19 protein-coding genes are annotated in these 20275 nt (G+C 73.1%); 6 read left to right on the plus strand and 13 right to left on the minus strand.

Annotated elements, in window-relative coordinates:
* Positions 1-234: 234 nt before the first annotated feature.
* Complete coding sequence (locus AB0950_RS23445) at positions 235-1437, plus strand: amino acid deaminase/aldolase (RefSeq protein WP_360161099.1); 1203 nt, start codon at positions 235-237, stop codon at positions 1435-1437.
* A 9-nt stretch (positions 1438-1446) separates the two neighbouring features.
* Here the strand turns inward: AB0950_RS23445 and AB0950_RS23450 are convergent, their stop codons facing one another.
* From AB0950_RS23450 to AB0950_RS23460, 3 genes are read right to left on the minus strand one after another with little or no spacing between them, the layout of a single operon-like run.
* On the minus strand, positions 1447-2229 hold the full coding sequence (locus AB0950_RS23450) for a 3-oxoacyl-ACP reductase (RefSeq protein WP_360573998.1): 783 nt from the start codon (positions 2227-2229) through the stop codon (positions 1447-1449).
* Positions 2226-3599, minus strand: a complete 1374-nt coding sequence (locus AB0950_RS23455) for an aldehyde dehydrogenase family protein (protein WP_366779336.1) — start codon at positions 3597-3599, stop codon at positions 2226-2228. Before AB0950_RS23455 ends, AB0950_RS23450 begins: the two co-directional genes overlap by 4 nt.
* A gap of 11 nt (positions 3600-3610) precedes the next feature.
* Positions 3611-4969, minus strand: a complete 1359-nt coding sequence (locus tag AB0950_RS23460; RefSeq protein WP_366779337.1) for a glutamine synthetase family protein — start codon at positions 4967-4969, stop codon at positions 3611-3613.
* A gap of 98 nt (positions 4970-5067) precedes the next feature.
* Here AB0950_RS23460 and AB0950_RS23465 point away from each other — a divergent pair, with 98 nt between their 5' ends.
* Positions 5068-5805, plus strand: a complete 738-nt coding sequence (locus AB0950_RS23465) for an FCD domain-containing protein (protein ID WP_360161106.1) — start codon at positions 5068-5070, stop codon at positions 5803-5805.
* A 47-nt stretch (positions 5806-5852) separates the two neighbouring features.
* Positions 5853-6551 carry a gamma-glutamyl-gamma-aminobutyrate hydrolase family protein gene (locus AB0950_RS23470; RefSeq protein WP_366779338.1) on the plus strand — a complete coding sequence of 233 codons (699 nt, stop codon included), beginning with the start codon at positions 5853-5855 and terminating at the stop codon, positions 6549-6551.
* Between the two features lie 743 nt (positions 6552-7294).
* On the opposite strand, the gene AB0950_RS23475 is transcribed toward AB0950_RS23470, so the two are convergent.
* Positions 7295-8251, minus strand: a complete 957-nt coding sequence (locus tag AB0950_RS23475) for a LysR family transcriptional regulator (RefSeq protein WP_366779353.1) — start codon at positions 8249-8251, stop codon at positions 7295-7297.
* A 79-nt stretch (positions 8252-8330) separates the two neighbouring features.
* On the opposite strand from AB0950_RS23475, the gene AB0950_RS23480 reads away from it, so the two are divergent.
* A complete protein-coding gene (locus AB0950_RS23480; protein ID WP_366779339.1) occupies positions 8331-9494 on the plus strand; it encodes a TDT family transporter in 1164 nt (387 codons plus the stop codon).
* Here AB0950_RS23480 and AB0950_RS23485 read toward each other — a convergent pair.
* The 4 genes from AB0950_RS23485 to AB0950_RS23500 all read right to left on the minus strand — a co-directional run bounded on the left by AB0950_RS23485 (position 9406) and on the right by AB0950_RS23500 (position 13995).
* Positions 9406-10125, minus strand: coding sequence for a helical backbone metal receptor (locus AB0950_RS23485; protein WP_360574004.1), 720 nt, complete (start codon positions 10123-10125; stop codon positions 9406-9408). The genes AB0950_RS23480 and AB0950_RS23485 overlap by 89 nt on opposite strands.
* Complete coding sequence (locus AB0950_RS23490) at positions 10125-10697, minus strand: helix-turn-helix domain-containing protein (protein ID WP_360161114.1); 573 nt, start codon at positions 10695-10697, stop codon at positions 10125-10127. The genes AB0950_RS23485 and AB0950_RS23490 overlap by 1 nt, the downstream gene beginning before the upstream one ends.
* Before the next feature lie 411 nt (positions 10698-11108).
* Positions 11109-12926 carry an ABC transporter permease/substrate binding protein gene (locus AB0950_RS23495; protein ID WP_366779340.1) on the minus strand — a complete coding sequence of 606 codons (1818 nt, stop codon included), beginning with the start codon at positions 12924-12926 and terminating at the stop codon, positions 11109-11111.
* Positions 12919-13995, minus strand: coding sequence for a glycine betaine/L-proline ABC transporter ATP-binding protein (locus AB0950_RS23500; protein ID WP_360574008.1), 1077 nt, complete (start codon positions 13993-13995; stop codon positions 12919-12921). The genes AB0950_RS23495 and AB0950_RS23500 overlap by 8 nt, the downstream gene beginning before the upstream one ends.
* A gap of 154 nt (positions 13996-14149) precedes the next feature.
* On the opposite strand from AB0950_RS23500, the gene AB0950_RS23505 reads away from it, so the two are divergent.
* Complete coding sequence (locus tag AB0950_RS23505; RefSeq protein WP_360161120.1) at positions 14150-15079, plus strand: 5'-3' exonuclease; 930 nt, start codon at positions 14150-14152, stop codon at positions 15077-15079.
* A 111-nt stretch (positions 15080-15190) separates the two neighbouring features.
* A complete protein-coding gene (locus tag AB0950_RS23510; RefSeq protein ID WP_360574012.1) occupies positions 15191-16036 on the plus strand; it encodes a siderophore-interacting protein in 846 nt (281 codons plus the stop codon).
* Between the two features lie 12 nt (positions 16037-16048).
* Here the strand turns inward: AB0950_RS23510 and AB0950_RS23515 are convergent, their stop codons facing one another.
* From AB0950_RS23515 to AB0950_RS23535, 5 genes are all read right to left on the minus strand, one after another.
* On the minus strand, positions 16049-16981 hold the full coding sequence (locus AB0950_RS23515) for a 5'-nucleotidase (RefSeq protein ID WP_360161124.1): 933 nt from the start codon (positions 16979-16981) through the stop codon (positions 16049-16051).
* 11 nt (positions 16982-16992) lie between these two features.
* Positions 16993-17769 carry an ABC transporter permease gene (locus AB0950_RS23520; protein WP_360161126.1) on the minus strand — a complete coding sequence of 259 codons (777 nt, stop codon included), beginning with the start codon at positions 17767-17769 and terminating at the stop codon, positions 16993-16995.
* Positions 17766-18773 (minus strand): ATP-binding cassette domain-containing protein, encoded by a 1008-nt coding sequence (locus tag AB0950_RS23525; protein WP_366779341.1) that lies wholly within the window; start codon positions 18771-18773, stop codon positions 17766-17768. The genes AB0950_RS23520 and AB0950_RS23525 overlap by 4 nt, the downstream gene beginning before the upstream one ends.
* A gap of 171 nt (positions 18774-18944) precedes the next feature.
* Positions 18945-19568, minus strand: coding sequence for a PadR family transcriptional regulator (locus AB0950_RS23530; protein WP_360574034.1), 624 nt, complete (start codon positions 19566-19568; stop codon positions 18945-18947).
* 100 nt (positions 19569-19668) lie between these two features.
* Complete coding sequence (locus AB0950_RS23535; protein WP_366779342.1) at positions 19669-20250, minus strand: GNAT family N-acetyltransferase; 582 nt, start codon at positions 20248-20250, stop codon at positions 19669-19671.
* Positions 20251-20275: the final 25 nt, after the last annotated feature.

Raw genomic sequence — 20275 nt, forward strand, 5'->3', positions numbered from 1 at the left:
CGCGGGCCGCTGTGCCGCCCGGTCGCGCCCGGCGCGGAAGCTCCGTCCCGGGCACGCATACCCGTACGGCGGGACCGGCATCCCGGTTCAGGTGAAGCGGCCGGGCGCCTTCCGCGTACGTGCGCGTCACTCTACGGGCTCTGAGGACCGGAATCAGAACCAGTCCGGGGTGCCGGGGCATCTGCCCGGAACGTCCCCCTACCCTGCGGTAATCCTGTCTGGCAGGCTGCCGTCATGACTGCGCGCGCCGCCGACCGGGCCCGTTACGACCGGGCCACCGCCCATCTGGACGCCCCTCTCGCGATCGTGGACCTGGACGCCTTCGACGCCAACGCGGCCGATCTCGTCCGCCGGGCCGCGGGCAAGCCGGTCCGGGTCGCCAGCAAGTCGGTCCGCTGCCGTGCCCTGCTGGAGCGGGTTCTGGCCAGGGACGGCTTCCAGGGGATCATGTCGTTCACGCTGGCGGAGTCGCTGTGGCTGGCGCGTTCCGGGTTCGACGACATCCTGCTGGCCTATCCGTCCGCCGACCGGGCCGGTTACGCCGAGCTGGCCGCCGACCCCAAGCTCGCCGGCGCCGTCACCGTGATGGTCGACGACCCCGCGCAGCTCGACCTCATCGACGCCGCGCGGGACGGCGGGCGGGAAGTCGTCAGGGTCTGCCTGGAGTTGGACACCTCGCTGAAGCTGCTCGGCGGCCGGGTCCGGGTCGGCGCCCGGCGCAGCCCCCTGCACTCCCCCGACCAACTGGCCGAGCTGGCCCGCTCGGTGGCCCGGCGGCCGGGTTTCCGGCTGGTGGGGATCATGGCGTACGAAGGGCACATCGCGGGCGTCGGGGACGCGGTGGCCGGGCGGCCGCTGCGGTCCCGGGCGATCCGGCTGATGCAGGCCGCGGCCCGGCGCGAACTGGCCGACCGGCGGGCCGCGGTGGTGTGCGCGGTGCGGGCGGTCGTCCCGGACCTGGAGTTCGTCAACGGCGGCGGCACGGGCAGTGTGCAGCACACCGCCGCCGAGGACGCCGTGACGGAGATAGCCGCCGGTTCGGGCCTGTACGTGCCCCGGCTCTTCGACAACTACACGTCGTTCACCGGCCGTCCGGCGGCCCTGTTCGCCCTGCCCGTCGTACGGCGGCCGGGCGTCGGGGTGGTCACCGTGCTCGGCGGCGGCTACCCGGCCTCCGGGGCCGCCGGACCCGACCGGCTGCCGGTGCCGTACCTGCCTGAGGGCCTGGCGTACGACCCCCAGGAGGGCCCCGGCGAGGTGCAGACCCCGCTGCTCGGCTCGCCCGCCGACGATCTGCTGATCGGCGACAAGGTGTGGTTCCGGCACGCCAAGGCGGGCGAGCTGTGCGAGCGGTTCGACACCCTGCACCTCGTCGAGGGGGACGCGGTGACCGCGACCGCGCCCACCTACCGGGGTGAGGGGCGGACCTTCCTGTGACCGGCCGGCCTACAGGGGCGTGACGTACGCGCCCGCGATGCCGCCGTCCACCAGGAAGTCGGTGGCGTTGACGAAGGAGGAGTCGTCGCTGGCCAGGAAGGCGACGGCGGCGGCGATCTCCTCGGCCTCGGCGAACCGCCCGACCGGGATGTGGACGAGACGGCGGGCGGCCCGCTCCGGGTCCTTCGCGAACAGCTCCTGCAGCAAAGGGGTGTTGACCGGACCCGGGCACAGGGCGTTCACCCGGATCCCCTCCCGCGCGAACTGCACGCCCAGCTCGCGGGACATGGCGAGGACGCCGCCCTTGGAGGCCGTGTAGGAGATCTGCGAGGTGGCCGCGCCCATCCGCGCCACGAAGGACGCGGTGTTGATGATGGACCCCTTGCCCTGGCGGCGCATGTAGGGGATGGCGGCCTTGCAGCACAGGTAGACGGAGGTGAGGTTGACCTCCTGGACCCGCTTCCAGGCCTCCAGGCCGGTCTGAAGAATGGAGTCGTCGTCGGGCGGTGAGATGCCCGCGTTGTTGAAGGCGACGTCGACGCTCCCGTAGGTGTCGTACGCCGCCTTGAACAGCGCCTCGACCTGCTCGGGGTCGGTGACGTCCGTCTTCACGAAGAGTCCGCCGATCTCGTCGGCGGCGGCCTTGCCGCGGACCTCGTCCACGTCCGCGCAGACGACGTGCGCGCCCTCGGAGGCGAGCCGGCGGGCGGTGGCGAGGCCGATGCCGCTGCCGGCGCCGGTGACGACGGCGGTACGACCGCTCAGGCGGCGGCAGATGATGTCTTCGGTCACTGTGCGGGGCCCTCCGTGCTGATGAAGACGTTCTTGGTCTCGGTGAAGGCGGTCAGGGCGTCGGGGCCGAGTTCGCGGCCGAGGCCGGACTGCTTGTAGCCGCCGAACGGGGTCCAGTAGCGGACGCTGGAGTGAGAGTTGACGGACAGGTTGCCGGCGCGGACGGCCTGGGAGACGCGCAGGGCGCGGCCGAGGTCCCGGGTCCACAGGGAGCCGGAGAGGCCGTAGGGGGTGTCGTTGGCGAGCCGGATCGCGTCGGCCTCGTCGGTGAAGGGGAGGAGGACGGCGACCGGCCCGAAGATCTCCTCGCGGGCCGCCCGGCTGTCGTACCGCTCCCCCGTCAGGACGGTCGGCGGGAACCAGAAGCCGGGGCCGTCGGGGGCGCTGCCGCGCAGGGCGGGGGCGTCCTCGGGGACGTACGACCGCACCCGGTCGAGCTGCTGACGAGAGATCAGCGGGCCCATCTTCGTCTTCTCGTCCGCCGGGTCGCCCACGACGACGGAGGCCAGGGCGTCGGCGAGGAACGCGCGGGCCTCCTGAAGCACCGGCTCCTGCACCAGGATGCGGGTGCGGGCGCAGCAGTCCTGGCCGGAGTTGTCCAGGAAGGAGAACGGGTCCAGGGCACTGGGGAGATCGGCGTCGGCGAAGACGATGTTGGGGCTCTTGCCGCCGAGTTCGAGGGTGACCGGCTTGACCAGGCGGGCGCAGCGCTCCATGACCTCGCGGCCGGTGCGGGTGGAGCCGGTGAACACGATCTTGGCGACGTCCGGGTGGTCGACCAAGGCGCGTCCGGCGGTGTGGCCGTGACCGGGCAGCACCTGGAAGACGTGCTCGGGCAGCCCTGCCTCCAGGGCGAGTTCGGCGAGGCGGAGCGCGGTGAGCGGGGTGGTCTCGGCGGGTTTGAGGACGACCGCGTTGCCGGCCGCGAGCGCCGGGAAGGAGCCCCAGGCGGCGATCGGCATGGGGAAGTTCCAGGGGGCGATGACGCCGACGACGCCGAGGGGCTCCTGGAAGGTGACGTTCCAGCCGCCGGGCACCGGGATCTGCTTGCCGAGGAGGCGTTCGGCGCCGCCGGCCGCGTACAGCAGCAGATCGCGGGCGTTGCCGGCCTCCCAGCGGGCGTTGCCGACGGTGTGGCCGGCCTCGCGGACCTCCAGCCGGGCGAGTTCCTCGAGGTGCGCGTCGACGGTGTCGGCGAAGCGGCGCAGCAGCCGGGCCCGGTCGGCGGGGGCGAGTGCGGCCCAGCCGGTCTGGGCGCGTACGGCCCGGACGGCGGCGGCGGCCACGTCCTCCTCGCTCGCGGCCGGGACGGTGGCGACGACCTCCTCCGTGGCGGGGTTGAGGACGACGAGCTGGTGCGGGTCAGTCACGGGATGACCTTTCACAGGCGTTCGAAGGAGCGGCGCAGCTCCCAGTCGGTGACCGCGGCGTCGAAGGCCGCGAGCTCGACGCGCGCCATGTTGCGGTAGTGGGCCACGACCTCGTCGCCGAAGGCGGCCTTGGCGATGGGGCTGTTCTCCCACAGCTCGGCGGCCTCGCGCAGGGTGGTCGGGACGTGCTCGTAGTCGGCGGTGTAGGCGTTGCCGGGGCAGGGTTCGGGGAGTTCGAGCTTGTGCTCGATGCCGTACAGGCCGGCCGCGACCAGGCCGGCGACGGCGAGGTGCGGGTTCACGTCGCCGCCGGGGAGGCGGTTCTCGAAGCGCAGCGAGCGGCCGTGGCCGACGACCCGGAGCGCGCAGGTGCGGTTGTCGTGGCCCCAGGCGACGGCGGTGGGGGCGAAGGAGCCGGGCTGGAACCGCTTGTAGGAGTTGATGTTCGGGGCGTACAGGAGCGAGAAGTCGCGCAGGGCGGCGAGCTGCCCGGCGAGGAACCGGCGCATGACCTCGGACATCCCGTCGCCGTCGGCCATCGCGTTGTTGCCGTCTGCGTCGGCGAGCGAGAGGTGGATGTGGCAGGAGTTGCCCTCGCGCTCGTTGTACTTGGCCATGAAGGTGATCGAGACACCCTCCTGGGCGGCGATCTCCTTGGCTCCGGTCTTGTACAGGGCGTGCTGGTCGCAGGTGCGCAGGGCCTCGTCGTAGCGGAAGGCGATCTCGTGCTGGCCGGGGTTGCACTCGCCCTTGGCGGACTCGACGGTGAGGCCGGCGCCCGCCATCTCGTTGCGCAGCCGGCGCAGCAGGGGCTCGATGCGGCCGGTGCCGAGGACGGAGTAGTCGATGTTGTACTGGTTGGCCGGGGTGAGGCCCCGGTAACCGGCGTCCCAGGCCGCCTCGTAGCTGTCCTTGAAGACGATGAACTCCAGCTCGGTGCCGACCTGGGCGGTGTAGCCGAGTGCGGCGAGCCGGTCCAGCTGGCGGCGCAGGATCTGGCGCGGGGCGGCGACGACCGGTGAGCCGTCGTTCCAGGCGAGGTCGGCGAGGAGCAGGGCGGTGCCGGGGTGCCAGGGGATGCGGCGCAGGGTGGCGGGGTCGGGGTGCAGGGCGAAGTCGCCGTAGCCGCGGTCCCAGGAGGACATCGCGTAGCCGTCGACGGTGTTCATCTCGGTGTCGACGGCGAGGAGGTAGTTGCAGCCCTCGGTGCCGTGGTGCAGGACCTCGTCGAGGAAGAAGCGGGCGGCGAACCGCTTGCCCTGGAGGCGCCCTTGCATGTCGGGGAAGGCCAGGACGACAGTGTCGATCTCACCGCTGGCGACGAGGGCGTGCAGTTCCTCGACGCTGAGCGGGGGTGTGCGGTCTGCCACGGGAGAAGCCTCCTTCGGCGCCTGAAGCGCTTTTTCGGCCGAGCCGGGAGCCATAAGGTATTGCTCACAACCATTGCCTGGGAAGGGGGTACGGCCGGATGTCGTGGGAGAGCCACCCCCAGGGGGTGGGCGACCGGCTGGCCGCGGTGCTGCGGCCGGTGCGGGCGGGCAACGGCTTCGAGGAGGCGCTGGAGCAGATCCTCCAGGTCGTACGGCTCGGCCTGGTGCCGGGCGGCGAGCGGCTGCCGGCCGAGCGGGAGCTGGCGGAGCGGCTCGGGATCAGCCGGGTGACGCTGCGCGAGGTGCTGAAGGTGCTCCAGGACCAGGGGCTGGTGGAGGCGCGACGCGGGCGTTACGGCGGAACGTTCGTGCTGCCGCGCGCGGACGGCGGCGGCGAGGACGAGCTGCGCCGGCGGGTCGCCGGGGTCGACCTCGAGGACGTGCTGCGGTTCCGTGAGGTGCTGGAGGTGGGCGCGGCCGGGCTGTGCGCGGCGCACGGTCTCACGGACGGCCGGGCGGACCGGCTGCGCGAGGCGCTGGCCCGCACGCACGACGCCCCGCTGGCGGACTACCGCCGCCTGGACACCCTGCTCCACCTGACCCTCGCCGAGCTGTGCGGCTCCCCCTCGCTGACCGCGCAGTACGCGGCGGTGCGGGCGCAGGTGAACGACCTGCTCGACTGCATCCCGCTGCTGGTGCGCAACCTGGAGCACTCGCAGCGCCAGCACACCGCGCTGGTGGAAGCGGTGCTGGACGGGGACGCGGACGGCGCGCGGGAGATGATGCGCGAGCACTGCGCGGGCACGGCGGCCCTGCTGCGGGGCTTCCTCGCATGACCCTGGAAAGGTACGCAATGAAACCTTTGACTCCCGGGGAGGGCGGCATGACCGTACGACCGCTGATCGGCGTCAGCACCTATCTGGAGTCCGCCGCGCGGTGGGGGGTGTGGGAGCTGGACGCGGCGCTGCTGCCGGCCGGCTATCCGCGGCTGGTGCAGCGGGCCGGCGCCCTGGCCGTGATGCTCCCGCCGGACGCGCCCGAGCGCGCCGCGGAGACGGTGGCCCGGCTGGACGGGCTGGTCATCGCCGGCGGCCCGGACGTGGACCCGGCCCGGTACGGCGCCGAGCGCTCCCCGCGCACGGGGCCCCCTGCGCTCGAACGGGACGCGTGGGAGCTGGCGTTGATCGACGCCGCGCTGGCGGCGGGGGTGCCGCTGCTGGGCGTCTGCCGGGGCATGCAACTGCTGAACGTGGCGCTCGGCGGGACGCTGGTCCAGCACCTGGAGGGGCACGCGGAGGTGGTCGGCGTGTTCGGCGGCCACCCGGTGAAGCCGGTGCCGGGGACCCTGTACGCCGGGATCGTCCCGGAGGAGACGACCGTGCCGACCTACCACCACCAGGCCGTGGACCGCCTCGGTGCGGGCCTGGTGCCGTCGGCCTACGCGGCGGACGGCACGGTGGAGGCGATCGAGCTGCCGGCCGGCCGGGGCTGGGCGCTGGGCGTGCAGTGGCACCCGGAGATGGGCGAGGACGTGCGGGTGATGCGCGCGCTGGTGGCTGCCGCCGGCTCCGCCACGGTATGACGGTTGACGCCGACTGCCGTGTGGCTGCCGCCGGCTCCGCCACGGTATGACGGTTGGCGCCGACTGCCGTGTGGCTGCCGCCGGCTCCGCCGCGGTATGACGGTTGGCGCCGACTGTGGGTACCGGGCCGGCGTCGCCGACACGCCGCGGGCCGTCTGCGGGGTGCGGGTGCGTTGTGGGTGCCGGGCGGGTATCGCCGTTGCGCTGCGGGCCGTCTGCGGGTGCCGGCGCATTGTCGGTGCCGGGCGAGTATCGCCGCCGCGCCGCGGGGCGTCTGCGGGCTGCGGGTGCGTGTGGGTGCGGGCGGGTATCGCCGTCGCGCTGCGGGACGTCTGCGGGTGCCGGCGCATTGTCGGTGCCGGGCGAGTATCGCCGCCGCGCCGCGGGGCGTCTGCGGGCTGCGGGTGCGTTGTGGGTGCCGGGCGGGTATCGCCGTCGCGCTGCGGGACGTCTGCGGGTGCCGGCGCATTGTCGGTGCCGGGCGAGTATCGCCGCCGCGCGCAGGCCGTCTGCGGGCTGCGGGTGCGTTATGGGTGCCGGGCGGGTATCGCCGTCGCGCTGCGGGCCGTCTGCCGGGTGCGGGTGCGTTGTGGCTGGTCGCGCAGTTCCCCGCGCCCCTGGGGCGTTGCAGCACCGTCGACTTGTCAGCGTCGCGGCAACCCGCCCGCGGGGGCCGGCAGCAGCGCTGGGCGCCCTGCCGGTACCGGGCGCGGGACGCGTTCCGCCCGGCCGCGGAGCGCGCGTCATCCCCGCGTCAGCGACAGCAGCTCCCGCGCCGGGCCCGTGGGGCGGTGGCCCGTCGGCCAGACCGCGCGTAGGTCGCGGCGGAGCGAGACGCCCTCGACCGGGATGCTGACCAGGCGCCGCATGGCCAGTTCCTCCCCCACCGCGAGTTCGCTGAGGACCGAGGGGCCGGCGCCGCTGACCGCGGAGGCCTTGACCGCCGTGGTGGAGGACAGCTCGATCAGGGGGCGGGCGAGACCGCCGAGCGCCGCGTCGAGGACCTGGCGGGTGCCGGAGCCGCGCTCCCGGAGGATCAGCGGGGTGGCCGCCAGCTCGTCCGCCGTCAGGGGGCGCCGGCGGCGGGCCCAGGGATGGGCCGGCGCGGTGACGACGATCAGGCGGTCGCGGGCGATGACGGCGGAATCGAGCCCCGTGGGCACGGACAGGCCCTCCACGAACCCGAGGTCCGCCTCGCCCGCGAGCAGCAGTTCCGCGACCTTCGCCGAGTTGCCCGCGAGCAGCGACACCGCGGTGTCGGGCCGCTCGGCGTGCAGGGCGAGGAGCCAGCCGGGCAGCAGGTACTCGGCGATGGTCATGCTCGCCGCGACCCTCAGCCGCGAGTCCCGCCGGTCCCGCAGCGCCCGCGCGCCCGCGTCGAAGGCGGCCGCCGCCTCGACCACGCGGCGGGCCCAGTCCGTCACCAGCGCGCCGGCGTCCGTGAGCCGGGAGCCGCGGGGCGAGCGGTCGACGAGGGCCACGCCGAGCTGCCGTTCCATGGACCGGATCCGGCTGCTGGCGGCGGGCTGGGTGATCCCCACCTCGCGCGCCGCCGCCCCGAGACTGCCCAGCCGCGCCACCGCCAGCAGCAGCTCCAGGGCGGCCAGGTCGGGCACCCGGTGGGCCAGTGATGCCGTGCGGTCGGGCTCGGCGTGGTCCGGTGCCGTGCGATCCGATGTGCACTCTCGCCGCCCCGCCATCTCGCTCATAAGACCAGCTTATGTCCTCATAGGACGGAACTCCCTGGTCAGGCGCGATGGACGGCGGGACCGTGGGGCCATGGTCACCGCAGCCCAGCCCTTGTCCGCCGTCTCCGTCACGCCCGCCGCCCGGGTCCGCCACCTGGGCCCCAACTGGTACGCCGCCGTCATGGGCACCGCCGTCCTCGGCTCGGCCGGCGTGGCGCTGCCCGCCCACGCGGCGGTGCTGCGCGCCGTCTTCGGCGCCTGCTGGGTGCTGTCCCTGATCCTGCTGGTGGCCCTGCTGGCGGCCCGGTCCCTGCACTGGGCCCACCACCGCGACCAGGCCCGCGCCGATCTCCTCGACCCGGCCGTGGCCCCGTTCTACGGCTGTCTGTCGATGGCCCTGCTGGCGGTCGGCGGCGGGGCCCTGACCGCCGGGCAGCAGGTGATCGGCGACCGCACGGCCGTCGTGCTGGACGCCGTCCTGTTCACCGCGGGTACGGCGGTGGGGCTGGCGGCCGCGGTGGCCGTGCCGTACCTGATGGCCGTACGGCACCGGGTGGAGCCCGCGCAGGCGGCCCCCGCCTGGCTGCTGCCGCTGGTCGCGCCGATGGTGTCGGCCGCGCTCGGCCCGCTGCTGGTGCCGCATCTGCCGCCGGGCCAGGCCCGCGCGACCTTGCTGCTGGGCTGTCTCGCCCTGTTCGGGCTGAGCCTGTTCGCGACGCTGCTGATGCTGCCGCTGGTCTTCGGCCGGCTACTCTCCGGTCCGCTGCCGCCCGCGCTGACCCCGACGCTGTTCCTGGTGCTGGGCCCGCTCGGGCAGTCCACCACCGCGGTCGGCAACATCGCGGACGCGGCCGCGCGGGTCGTACCGGCGCCGTACGCGCGCGGCCTGGACGTCTTCGCCGTCCTGTACGGGGTGCCGGTCATGGGGTTCGCGCTGCTGTGGCTCGCGCTGGCGGCGGCGCACGTGGTGCGGGCCCGCCGGCACGGCATGGGGTTCGCGCTGACCTGGTGGGCGTTCACCTTCCCGGTGGGCACGTGCGTCACCGGCGCCATGGCGCTCGCCCGGCACACCGGTCTCGTGGTGTACGACGGGCTGGCCGTCGGGCTTTACGCGCTGCTCGCCGCCGGCTGGCTCGCGGCCGCCTCCGGCACCGTACGCGGCCTGCTCAGCGGCGCGCTGCTCGCAGCGCCTCGGACAGCACCCTCGGCGCCTCGCTCAGGGACGGGCCGTACCAGGTCAGATGCCGCCCGCTGACCAGGGCGCAGGGCAGGCCGGGGAAGGCCTCGGGGCCGTCGTCGGCGGTGAAGCGGTACGGCTCGTCGGGCAGCACCACCAGGTCCGGCGCCGCCGCCCGCAGCTCGTCCAGCGGCACGCGGGGGTAGCGGTCGGGGTGGCCGGCGTAGAGGTGGTCGACGCCGAGACGGGCCAGCACGTCACCGGCGAAGGTGTCCCGGCCGAGCACCATCCAGGGCCGGCGCCAGACCGGTACGACCGCCGTCCTGCGCCCGTCCGGTGCGGGCAGCGCCTCCCAGGCCGCCTCCGCCTCCTTCAGCCAGCGGGGCCGCCCGCGCGCGCCGCACGCCTGAAGCACCCGGTCCAGCTCGGCGAAGGCCTGCGGGACGCTGCGCACCTCGGTGACCAGCACGGCAAGGCCCGCGGCGCGCAGGGCGTCGAGATCGGGGGCGCGGTTCTCCTCCTCGTTGGCGATCACGAGGTCGGGGGCGAGGGCGAGGACGCGGTCGAGTGCGGGGTTCTTGGTGCCGCCGATCCTGGTGACGTCGAGGTCCGCCGGGTGCGTGCACCAGTCGGTGGCGCCCACGAGCGCGCCGGGCAGGGTCCGGGCCACCGCCTCCGTGAGGGACGGGACCAGGGAGACGACCCGCACTAACGGGACCTGTCCTGCACGGCCTCGATGTGCTCGGCGACCGCCACGACCACCACCCGGGTGTCCGGCACCGTCGCCCGCCACCGGTGCCTGACCCCGCCCGTCAGGTACAGGGTGTCGCCCCGGCCCAGGCGGTAGGCGCGCCCCTCCGCCTCGATCTCCACCGCGCCGTCGGCGACGTACATCAGCTCGTCGTTGCGGTGCTGGAACTCGCGGCCCGCGTCGTGGTCACCGGTGAACTCGGAGGCGTGCAGCTGGTGGTGGCCGCGGACCAGGGAGCGGGTGCGGGGCGCGAAGTCGTCCTCCACTGCCGGGTCGGCGCGGACGACGTCCACGCTCGCCGCCGGATCGGCGGCGGCGAGGAGTTCCACAGCGGTGGTGCGCAGGGCATCGGCCAGCCGCTCCAGCGAGGTGCGGCTGGGCCGGGCCCGGTCGTTCTCGACCTGGCTGAGGAAGGGCACCGAAAGGCCGCTGCGCTCGGCCACGACGGCGAGGGTCAGCTCCAGGGCACGACGGCGCCGCCGGACGGCCGCGCCCACCCGCACGGGCTGCTGCTCTTTGTGGTCGCCCATCGCTCCGGCTCCCTCCCTCGCTCGTCGTGCCGCTCTCCGGGTGCCCGCTCTGCGGCGCACCCCTTCTGATGACTTCTCTGCACCCTACGCATGTTCGGCAAACCGTTTCACGCGGCTGTCACAAACCCGGCATGGTGTCCAGTCCCCCGCCCTCGCGGTTCGCGCCAGTGTGCCAGGGGCCAGGAGCCACCGGAACTCCCGGCCGGCAGGTGGCGAACACCCCGTCCAGCCGGGCCGCAGGCCCCCGCACGGGCCGACGGTCGTCACGTACGGTGATTGGCCGGATTCTTCTCGTGCCGGAAATCCGCGAGGGCGGGCACGTGCCGGGCGCACGGTGGCGTCCGGCGGTGCCCGCCCCTCGGGAGGCGGTCCGGGCCAGTCGTCAGGTCACCCGGCCGCCAGGCTCTCGGCTCAGCCGGCCGCCCGGCTCTTGACGTCCTTCCCGGCGACCGGGGCCCAGGTGTCGACCAGGCCGGGGTGTTCGCGCAGCCAGCCGCGGACGGCGTCCTGCTCGTGGCCCTTGCCGGCCTTCTGGATCCGCGCCTCCAGGCCGGTGAGCTGCTTCTCGGTCATGGAGAAGTGCTTCAGCCAGCGGCCGACCTGCGGATTGTCGGCGGCGAAGCCCTTGCGGGCCAGGGTGTGCACGCCGTCGCCGCTGCCCCAGGCGCCCTCGGGGTCCTTGAGCTTCTTCAGGTCGTAGTCGCTGTACGCCCAGTGCGGGGACCACAGGGTGACGACGACCGGCTGCTTCCTGGCGTAGGCGCGCTTGAGCTCGGCGAGCATGGCCGGGGTGGAGCCGTCGATCACCTGGTAGGAGCCGTCCAGGCCGTACGCCTTGAGGACCTTGCTCTTGAGCAGGCCCATCTCGCCCGCGCTGGGCTCGATGCCGACGATCTTCCCGCCGAACTCGGCGGCGTGGGCCCTGAGGTCCGCCAGGGAGTTCACGTCCTTCACATAGGACGGGACGGTCAGCTCCAGGGAGGTCCGGCCGTACCAGGAGCCGAGGTCGTCGAGCTGCTTGCCGTACTTCTTCCAGTACTCGGCGTGGGTGGTGGGCAGCCAGGAGTCGGTCTCGAAGTCGAGCTGGCCGGTGGCGAGGCCGGTGTAGAGGGGGCCGGCCGCGTACTGGGTGGTGGCGACCTTGAAGCCGCGTTCCTCCAGGATCTCCTTCCACAGGAAGGTCGAGGCGATGCCCTCGTCCCAGGGGATGTAACCGATGCGGATCTCCTTGCCCTTGCCGACGTTCGTGCCGGAGGCCTCGGAGGTGGTGCCGGCGCCGGAGCCGAAGATCCCGAGGCCGCCCGCGACGAGCGCGAGGACGACCACGCCGACGACGGCGACCGCCGGGCGCGGCCGGTACGACCGCGCACGCGTGCGTGCCTTGGCGGCGGCCCTGCGGCCCAGCGGCGACAGCTGGGTGCCGAGGGCGCCGGTGACGCGGTCGAGGTAGATGGCGAGGACGACGATGCCGACGCCCGCCTCGAAGCCGTAGCCGATGTCGAGCTGGCCGATGGCCTCGTTGACCGCGCCGCCGAGGCCGCCGGTGCCGACCATGCCGGCGATGACGACCATGGACAGGCCGAGCATGATCACCTGGTTGACGCCGGCCATGATGGTCGGCAGGGCGAGCGGCAGCTGGACCCGCCACAGGATGTCGCGCGGGGTGGTGCCGAACGCCTCGGCGGCCTCGACCAGTTCGGCGTCGACCTGGCGGATGCCCAGCTCGGTCATGCGGACGCCGGGGGCGAGCGCGAAGATCAGGGTGGCGACGACGCCCGCCGCGGTGCCGAGGCCGAAGAACAGCATGGCCGGGATCAGCAGGACCATCGACGGCATGGTCTGCAGCAGGTCCAGGACCGGGCGCACGGCGGCGCCGACAGTCCTGGAGCGGGCGGCCCAGACGCCCAGCGGGAGGGAGATCACCAGCGCGATCACGGTCGCCACCAGGACCAGGGCGAGCGTGGACATCGCCTGGTCCCACAGGGCGAGCGAGTCGACCAGCGCGAACCCGGCGAAGGCGAGGACGCCGGCGGTGAGGCCGCGCAGCCACCAGGCGATGACGGCGAGGATGCCGGCCATCAGCAGGGGCTGGGGCGCGCCGAGCACGGCGTCGATGCCGTCGTACATGCCCTCCATGACCGCCCGGATGGCGTCGAAGAGCCAGGAGAGGTGGTCGACCAGCCAGTTGACGCCGGAGTCGACCCAGTCGCCGAGGTGGATCCTAGGCACGGCCGATCACCTTCCCGTCCGGGTTGTCGCAGGGCGCGGGTTCGGCCGTCTCGTCGCCGAGGAAGCCGACCAGCCGCTGCCGGGGTACGGCACCGATCACCCGGCCCGCCTCGTCCACCACCGAGACGCGGTGCGACAGCCGGGCGCTGATCGCGCACAGCTCCACGAACGGCGTCTCGCGGGTGACCGTCTCGCAGCGGCACAGGGGCGCGTCGCCGGTGACCGAGGAGTCCATCACGGCGCCCGCCGTCAGCACGCGGGAGCGGTCGACGTCCTGGATGAAGGAGGCGACGTAGTCGTTCTCCGGGCGCAGCAGGATGTCCTCGGCGGTGCCGGTCTGCACGATGCGGCCGTCGCGCATGACGGCGACGCGGTCGCCGAGCCGCATGGCCTCGTTGAGGTCGTGGGTGATGAAGACGATGGTCTTCTTGAGCGTCTTCTGCAGTTCGAGGAGCTGGTCCTGCATGTCGCGGCGGATCAGCGGGTCCAGCGCGCTGAAGGACTCGTCCATCAGCAGCAGGTCGGCGTCGGTGGCGAGGGCGCGGGCGAGGCCGACGCGCTGCTGCATGCCGCCGGACAGCTCGTCGGGCCAGGAGTCCTCCCAGCCGGCCAGGCCGCACAGGGCGAGCGCCTCGTCGGCGCGGCGCTCGCGCTCGGCGCGGGGCACGCCCTGCACGGCGAGGCCGTAGGCGGCGTTGTCGCGGACGCTGCGGTGCGGGAACAGCGCGAAGTGCTGGAACACCATGCTGATCCGTTTCGAACGCAGTTCGCGCAGCTCGCGGACGGTGAGCCCGGTGAGGTCCCGGCCGTCGAAGCGGACACTGCCGGCGGTCGGCTCCAGCAGGCCGTTGAGCATGCGCAGCAGGGTGGACTTGCCGGAGCCCGACAGGCCCATGACGACGAAGATCTCGCCCTCCTCGACGCGGAAGGAGGCGTCGATCACGGCGGCGGTGGTGCCGTCGGCGCGCAGCTCCTCCCGGTCGGCGCCCTGCCGCAAGCGGTCCACCGCTCGGTCCGGTCGTCTGCCGAAGACCTTGAACAGGTGCTCGGCCTCAAGCCTGGGGTGCACGCGTACCTCTCGTCTGGGGGTGTGGACAGTGGCCGCGCCTCCCCACGATCGAGATGGTCAAACTTTTAAGTGGCTCACTTCACACCAGGTCTCCCCTCACGCCGGCTGCCGTCGCCGGCCGGTGACTGTCGGTGCGGTGCGGCATGATGCGAGCGTGACCGGACGACTCATGCTCCTCGACACCGCATCGCTGTACTTCCGCGCCTATTTCGGCGTGCCCGACTCCGTGAAGGCGCCGGACGGCACGCCGGTGAACGCCGTGCGCGGGCTGCTGGACTTCATCGACCGGCTGGTGAAGGACCACCGGCCCGAGCACCTGGTGGCCTGCATGGACGCCGACTGGCGGCCGCAGTGGCGGGTGGACCTCCTCCCCACGTACAAGGCGCACCGGGTCGCCGAGGAGCACGAGGACGCGCCGGACGCGGAGGAGGTGCCGGACACCCTGTCCCCGCAGGTGCCGGTCATCGAGGCGGTGCTGGACGCGCTCGGCATCGCCCGGGTGGGCGTCGCGGGGTACGAGGCGGACGACGTGATCGGCACGTTCACCGCGCGCGCCACGGGCCCGGTGGACATCGTCACCGGCGACCGGGACCTGTACCAGCTGGTGGACGACGCGCGCGGGGTGCGGGTGCTGTATCCGCTGAAGGGGGTCGGCTCGCTGCAGCTGACCGACGAGGCGGTGCTGCGCGAGAAGTATGGCGTCGACGGGCGGGGGTACGCGGATCTGGCGCTGCTGCGCGGCGATCCGAGCGACGGCCTGCCCGGGGTTGCCGGGATCGGCGAGAAGACGGCCGCCAAGCTGCTCGCCGAGTTCGGGGACCTGGCCGGGATCATGACGGCGGTCGACGACCCGGGGGCGAAGCTCACGCCGTCGCAGCGCAGGCGGCTCGACGAGGCCCGGCCGTATGTCGCGGTCGCGCCGAAGGTGGTGCGGGTGGCCGACGACGTGCCGCTGCCGGAGGTCGACACCGTGCTGCCGCGCGCCCCGCGCGACCCGGCGGCCTTGGAGCAGCTGGCCAAGCGGTGGGGGCTCGGGGGCTCGTTGCAGCGGCTGGTGACCACCCTCACCGAGCCGCGTGCATGACCTTGATCGGAATATTCCGGCAAAGGTCTCTCCGGCGGTACTCGAGGAAGAGGTGTTACCACTGAGGGGATGCTAACTTAGGTAAACCTAACCATCTTGCTGGAGGTCGTGATGGCAGAGCGTCCCGCGCGAAAGCCGCGCAAGACCCGCACCGCCCATGTGGTCCGCACCGAGCGGCTGACCCCGCACATGCAGCGGGTGGTGCTCGGCGGGGAGGGTCTGGCCGACTTCTCGGCGGACACCTGCACCGACCACTATGTGAAGCTCCTCTTCGGCCCCGCGGGCGTCACCTATCCCGAGCCCTTCGACCTGGAGCGGATCCGGGCGGAGTTCCCGCGCGAGCAGTGGCCGGTGACCCGCACCTACACCGTGCGCGCCTGGGATCCCGGGCACCGCGAGCTGACCCTCGACTTCGTCGTCCACGGCGACGAGGGCCTGGCCGGGCCGTGGGCCACGCGGGTGCGGCCGGGCGAGACCGTGCGCTTCATGGGCCCCGGCGGCGCCTACGCGCCCGACCCGGTCGCCGACTGGCATCTGCTCGCCGGGGACGAGAGCGCGCTGCCCGCGATCGCCCGGTCCCTGGAGGCGCTGCCCACAGGCGCCCGCGCCCATGCTTTCGTGGAGGTGTCCGGCCCCGAGGAGGAGCAGAAGATCGACTCCGATGTGGAGGTCGTCTGGCTGCACCGCGGGGACCGGCCGGTCGGCGAGGCGCTGCTCGAGGCCGTACGCGGGCTTCGGTTCCCCGAGGGCCGGGTGCACGCGTTCGTGCACGGCGAGGCGGGGTTCGTGAAGGAGCTGCGCCGGCTGCTGCGGGTGGAGCTGGACATCCCCCGTGAGGACCTGTCGATCTCCGGCTACTGGCGCCTGGGCCACAACGAGGACGGCTGGCAGGCCTCCAAGCGGGAGTGGAACGCCCGTATCGAGGCCGAGCAGGAGAGCAGCGCGGCGGCGGCGTGAACGTACGCCCGCTCAGGGCTGGTTGATCGCTCCGAACGGGACGTGCACGCTGGGCGTGGTGCGGGACGTGCTGCGCAGGTGGGTCACCTGGTCGTCGAAGAAGATGTGGGGCCTGAGCACCTTCAGCACCGCGCCCTTGTCGATGCCGCCGAGGAAGAAGGCGCCGTTGACGGTCAGGCCCCACTGCTTCAGGCTCCGCACCGCCCTCTCGTGCGCCGGCGCCGCCCGCGCGGTCACGATGGAGACGTGGACCCGGCTCGGGTAGTCCGGGTCGGTCCTGCGCCGCTCCTCCTCCCGGCGCTGTATCCGGTTCACCCCGGCGAGGAAGTCACGCAGCGGCCCGGGGTCGTGCGGGGTGGCCGCGTTACGGGTCTCGTGGGCCCGGAACTCCTCCAGGCCGCCCGACTGGTACACCCGCTCGGCGGCGTCGCCGGCGAGGACGCCGTCGAAGTCGAACGCGATCCGCAGTTCCGGGTCGTCGGGGTCGTCGGCGTACGACGAGCCGAGCACATGTCCGGCCGGCAGGCCGGCGGTGACCGCCGCGCGCACGTCGTCGCCGTTCGCGGAGAGGAACAGGGACATGTTCAGCGCGGTCATGAACGCGTGCGGCGACCGTCCCTGCATGAACACGGCCCGGGTGACCGGCAGTTCATGGGCCTGGATGGACCGCATGACCCTCAGGCCCGTGTCGGGGTCGTTGCGGGAGAGGATGATGACCTCGACGAGCGGGTCGTCGGGCTCGCCGAGGTCATTGAGGGACAGCAGCCTGCGGATGAACGCGAACGCCACACCGGGCGTGAGCGTGTCGTCGACGTGCTCCTCCTGGTAGGCCCGGTAGGCCTCTTCGCCCTGCTCGCGGAAGACGGCGTCCGACTCGCTCAGGTCGAACAGGGCGCTGGAGGCGACACCGACGACGAGCCGGTTCGCGAGGTCGTAGGGCGGCATGCCCTACATCATCACACCGACCGCTGGTAGGAGCGGAAGGTGCGGATGGACAGCCACACCGCCACGGTCGCCAGGCCGAGCAGCGCGCCGCCGCGGCCGAGGACGACGCCCCAGTCGGGCTGTGCGGACATCGCCGAACGGCCTGCCACCATGGCCCAGTTGAGCGGGTTGAAGTCGGCGATGTGCCGCATCCAGCCGGGCATCTGCGAGGGCGCCATGAACGCGCTGGACAGGAAGGTCAGCGGCAGCAGCAGGAAGGTGTTGATGCCGATGATCGACTCCCGTTCGCCCACGAGCATGCCGAGCGCGTTGGACAGCGCCCCGAAGACCGTGCCGAGCAGGACGGCGGCCAGCACCAGGACCGCCACACCGCCGGTGCCGCCGGGGTAGTCGGCGCCGCCGAGCAGTCCGAGCAGCACGATGACCACCGACTGGAACGCGGTGACCAGGCCGTTGTTGACGACGTTGCCGTTCATCAGCGCGGCCCGGCTGACCGGGGTGGTCAGGAACCGGTCCAGGGTGCCGCGCTGGATCTCCTCCAAGGTGGCCATCCCCGCCCACATGTTGGAGCTGAGTGCGCTCATCACCACCACGCCGGGCACCAGGTAGTCCAGGTAGGAGGTGGTGCCGAAGCCGCCCAGCTGGACGATTTTCTTGAAGAGGCTGCCGAACAGGAACAGCCAGATCACCGGCTGGATCAGGGTGATGACCGCGTAGGCGGGCTGCCGGGCGAACACGCGCAGTTGACGCTGCGTCATGTACCAGGTCTGGGTGAGGGCGGCGCTCATCGCGCACCTCCGGCGAGCACGCTCCGGGTCTCCGCCTCGGCCTCCGTGTACCGGCGGCCCGCGTGACGGAGGTAGACGTCGTCCAGCGAGGGCCGGGCGACGGTGGCCGAGGTCACGGTGACCCCGGCCCGGTCCAGCGCGGCGAGCAGCGCGGGCACGCGGGCCGCGCCGTCGTCGGCGCGGACGCTGATCCGGCGCCCCTCGCACAGCGCCTCGTGCACGCCGGGCAGGGCGGTCAGGGTGCCGGTGAGCGGCGTGCGGCCGGCCTCGCCGACCGGTTCGGCGAGTTCCAGGTGGACGGCGTCGCCGCGCAGTTCGCCCTTGAGGGCGTCCGGAGTGCCCTCGACCACGATCCGGCCGCGGTCGACGATCGCGACGCGCTCGGCGAGCCGGTCGGCCTCCTGAAGGTAGTGGGTGGTGAGCAGGATCGTCAGGCCCTCCTCGCCGGCCAGCCGGGCGATCTCCTCCCACATCGCCGTGCGCGCCTCGGGGTCGAGGCCGGTGGTCGGCTCGTCCAGGAAGAGCACCTCGGGCCGGTGCACCAGCCCGAGGGCGACGTCGAGGCGGCGCCGCATACCGCCCGAGTAGCCCTTGACCTGCCGGCGGCCGGCGTCGGCCAGGGCGAACCGCTCCAGCAGTTCGTCCACCCGGCGGTTCAGCGCCGCGCCGGTCAGTCCGTACAGCCGGCCCTGCAGGTGCAGGTTCTCCCGGCCGGTGGCGACCGGGTCGGCGCCGGAGCGCTGGGCGACCACGCCGATCGCGCGGCGCACCCGGTCGGGGTGGCGCAGCACGTCGTGCCCGGCGACGGTGGCGGTGCCGGAGTCGGGGCGGGCGAGGGTGGTGAGGATCTTGACGGTGGTGGACTTGCCGGCACCGTTGGGGCCGAGGAGCCCGAAGACGGTGCCCGGTGCGACGGTGATGTCCATGCCGCTCAGCGCGGTGACACCACCGGGATAGGTCTTGGTCAGCTGGCGCGCCTCGACTGCGGGCGCACGGGTGTTCATGACGACTGCTCTCCTGCGGGTGCGAAGGACGGAAGATCCGCGTGAAGAGCGCCGGGCTATCCTGGGTGTGCCGCACCTCGATCGCCCGGAGCCGCCGCACGGCGGATCCGATTCGGGGTTCGAGACCCCGGCGGAGCTGCTGCAACAGCCACGCCGGGGTCGTGTTCTGGGTCAGGGGGTCGCGGTGATGTCCGGCGGCAGCTCCCCCGTCTCGTGGTAGCGCCGCCAGTCGTCGACCCTCGGCAGCGTGCCCTCCTTGATCTCGGCCAGGAAGCCGCGGACCCATGCGGCCTGCGCCTCGGTCATGTGCAGTTGGTACTCGGTCTCGACGAGGAAGAGCCGCGGCAGCGTCTCGTACAGCTTCTGCAGCGCGCCTCTGCCGCTCGCCACCTGGATCTCCAGCGCCGTGAGCCGCTCCTCGAGGAGCCGCACCACCTCGTCCGGGTGCAGGGCGCCCATGAGCGAGAGGGCGGTCTCGAAGATCGGGTACTCCTTCACCGGGACGGCGATGAGGTCCGACAGCCACTCCGTCAGCTCCTCGCGCCCGGCGTCGGTCAGCCCGTACACCGTGCGCTCGGGGCGGTTGCCCGCCCGCTCCACGTCGGTCACCTCGACGAAGCCGTGCTTCTCCAGGTTCTGCACGACCGTGTAGAGCGAGCCGTACTTGATCTTCGTGCTGGTGTCCTTGCCCTGGCGGCGCAGCGTCTGGGCGATCTCGTACGGATGCATGGGCTTCTGCCAGAGGGTCGCCAGCACCGCGAGCGCCAGCGGGTTGCCCAGCTTGCGACGCTTCATGGCCACGGCGATCACCTCGTTCCCGAATATCCGTGAGCGAACATATCGCGTTCCAGTCGCGTTGGTCAATGCACACGATGTATCGCGTATGGACGGACGGTCAGTCGCCCCGCACGCGCGCGTGGAGGTGCATGTCGTGCCAGCCGTCGGCATGCAGCAGCGCGCTGCGCCGGGTCCCCTCGGCGACGAATCCGGCCTTCACCGCGACCCGGCAGGAGGCCCGGTTGGCGGTGGCATGTGACAGCTCGAGCCGGTGCAGGCCGATCTCGTCCAGCGCCCAGCGGGACAGCGTGGTGGCGGACCGCACCGCGACACCCCGTCCACGCGCGCGTGCCACCGTCCAGTACGCGACCTCGGCGCAGCCGTCGCCGAGCAGGACGCGGCGCAGCGCGACCCGGCCGAGCAGCTCGTCGGTGTCCGCGTCCACGGCGGCCCAGTGGGCCTCGCGCTCGTCCTTCCAGCCGTTCTGCCACTGGGTGATCCAGCCGGTGACCTCCTCCTCGGAGTCGGCGGACCTGATGTGCCACTGGCGCATCAGCGGGTCCTGGAAGGCGGCGTACACCGCGGGCGCGTCCTTCGCCTGCCAGGGGCGCAGGAGCAGGCCGTCGCCGGTGGGCAGGCCGGGCTGGGGGATGCGGGCGAGGGTGCCGGCCGGGACGACCGGCCTGGTGAGATACGGCATGATCGACATCCTGCCGACCGCGGGC

This window comes from Streptomyces sp. NPDC007189 (genome assembly GCF_040703635.1).
Lineage (GTDB): Bacteria > Actinomycetota > Actinomycetes > Streptomycetales > Streptomycetaceae > Streptomyces.

Bases quoted from the DNA above. Each gene is read 5' to 3' on its own strand.
- AB0950_RS23445 (WP_360161099.1), top strand. From the start codon at position 235: ATGACTGCGCGCGCCGCCGACCGGGCCCGTTACGACCGGGCCACCGCC.
- AB0950_RS23465 (WP_360161106.1), top strand. From the start codon at position 5,068: ATGTCGTGGGAGAGCCACCCCCAGGGGGTGGGCGACCGGCTGGCCGCG.
- AB0950_RS23470 (WP_366779338.1), top strand. From the start codon at position 5,853: ATGACCGTACGACCGCTGATCGGCGTCAGCACCTATCTGGAGTCCGCC.
- AB0950_RS23475 (WP_366779353.1), bottom strand. From the start codon at position 8,251: ATGGCGGGGCGGCGAGAGTGCACATCGGATCGCACGGCACCGGACCAC.
- AB0950_RS23480 (WP_366779339.1), top strand. From the start codon at position 8,331: ATGGTCACCGCAGCCCAGCCCTTGTCCGCCGTCTCCGTCACGCCCGCC.
- AB0950_RS23490 (WP_360161114.1), bottom strand. From the start codon at position 10,697: ATGGGCGACCACAAAGAGCAGCAGCCCGTGCGGGTGGGCGCGGCCGTC.
- AB0950_RS23510 (WP_360574012.1), top strand. From the start codon at position 15,191: ATGGCAGAGCGTCCCGCGCGAAAGCCGCGCAAGACCCGCACCGCCCAT.
- AB0950_RS23515 (WP_360161124.1), bottom strand. From the start codon at position 16,981: ATGCCGCCCTACGACCTCGCGAACCGGCTCGTCGTCGGTGTCGCCTCC.
- AB0950_RS23520 (WP_360161126.1), bottom strand. From the start codon at position 17,769: ATGAGCGCCGCCCTCACCCAGACCTGGTACATGACGCAGCGTCAACTG.
- AB0950_RS23525 (WP_366779341.1), bottom strand. From the start codon at position 18,773: ATGAACACCCGTGCGCCCGCAGTCGAGGCGCGCCAGCTGACCAAGACC.
- AB0950_RS23530 (WP_360574034.1), bottom strand. From the start codon at position 19,568: ATGAAGCGTCGCAAGCTGGGCAACCCGCTGGCGCTCGCGGTGCTGGCG.
- AB0950_RS23535 (WP_366779342.1), bottom strand. From the start codon at position 20,250: ATGCCGTATCTCACCAGGCCGGTCGTCCCGGCCGGCACCCTCGCCCGC.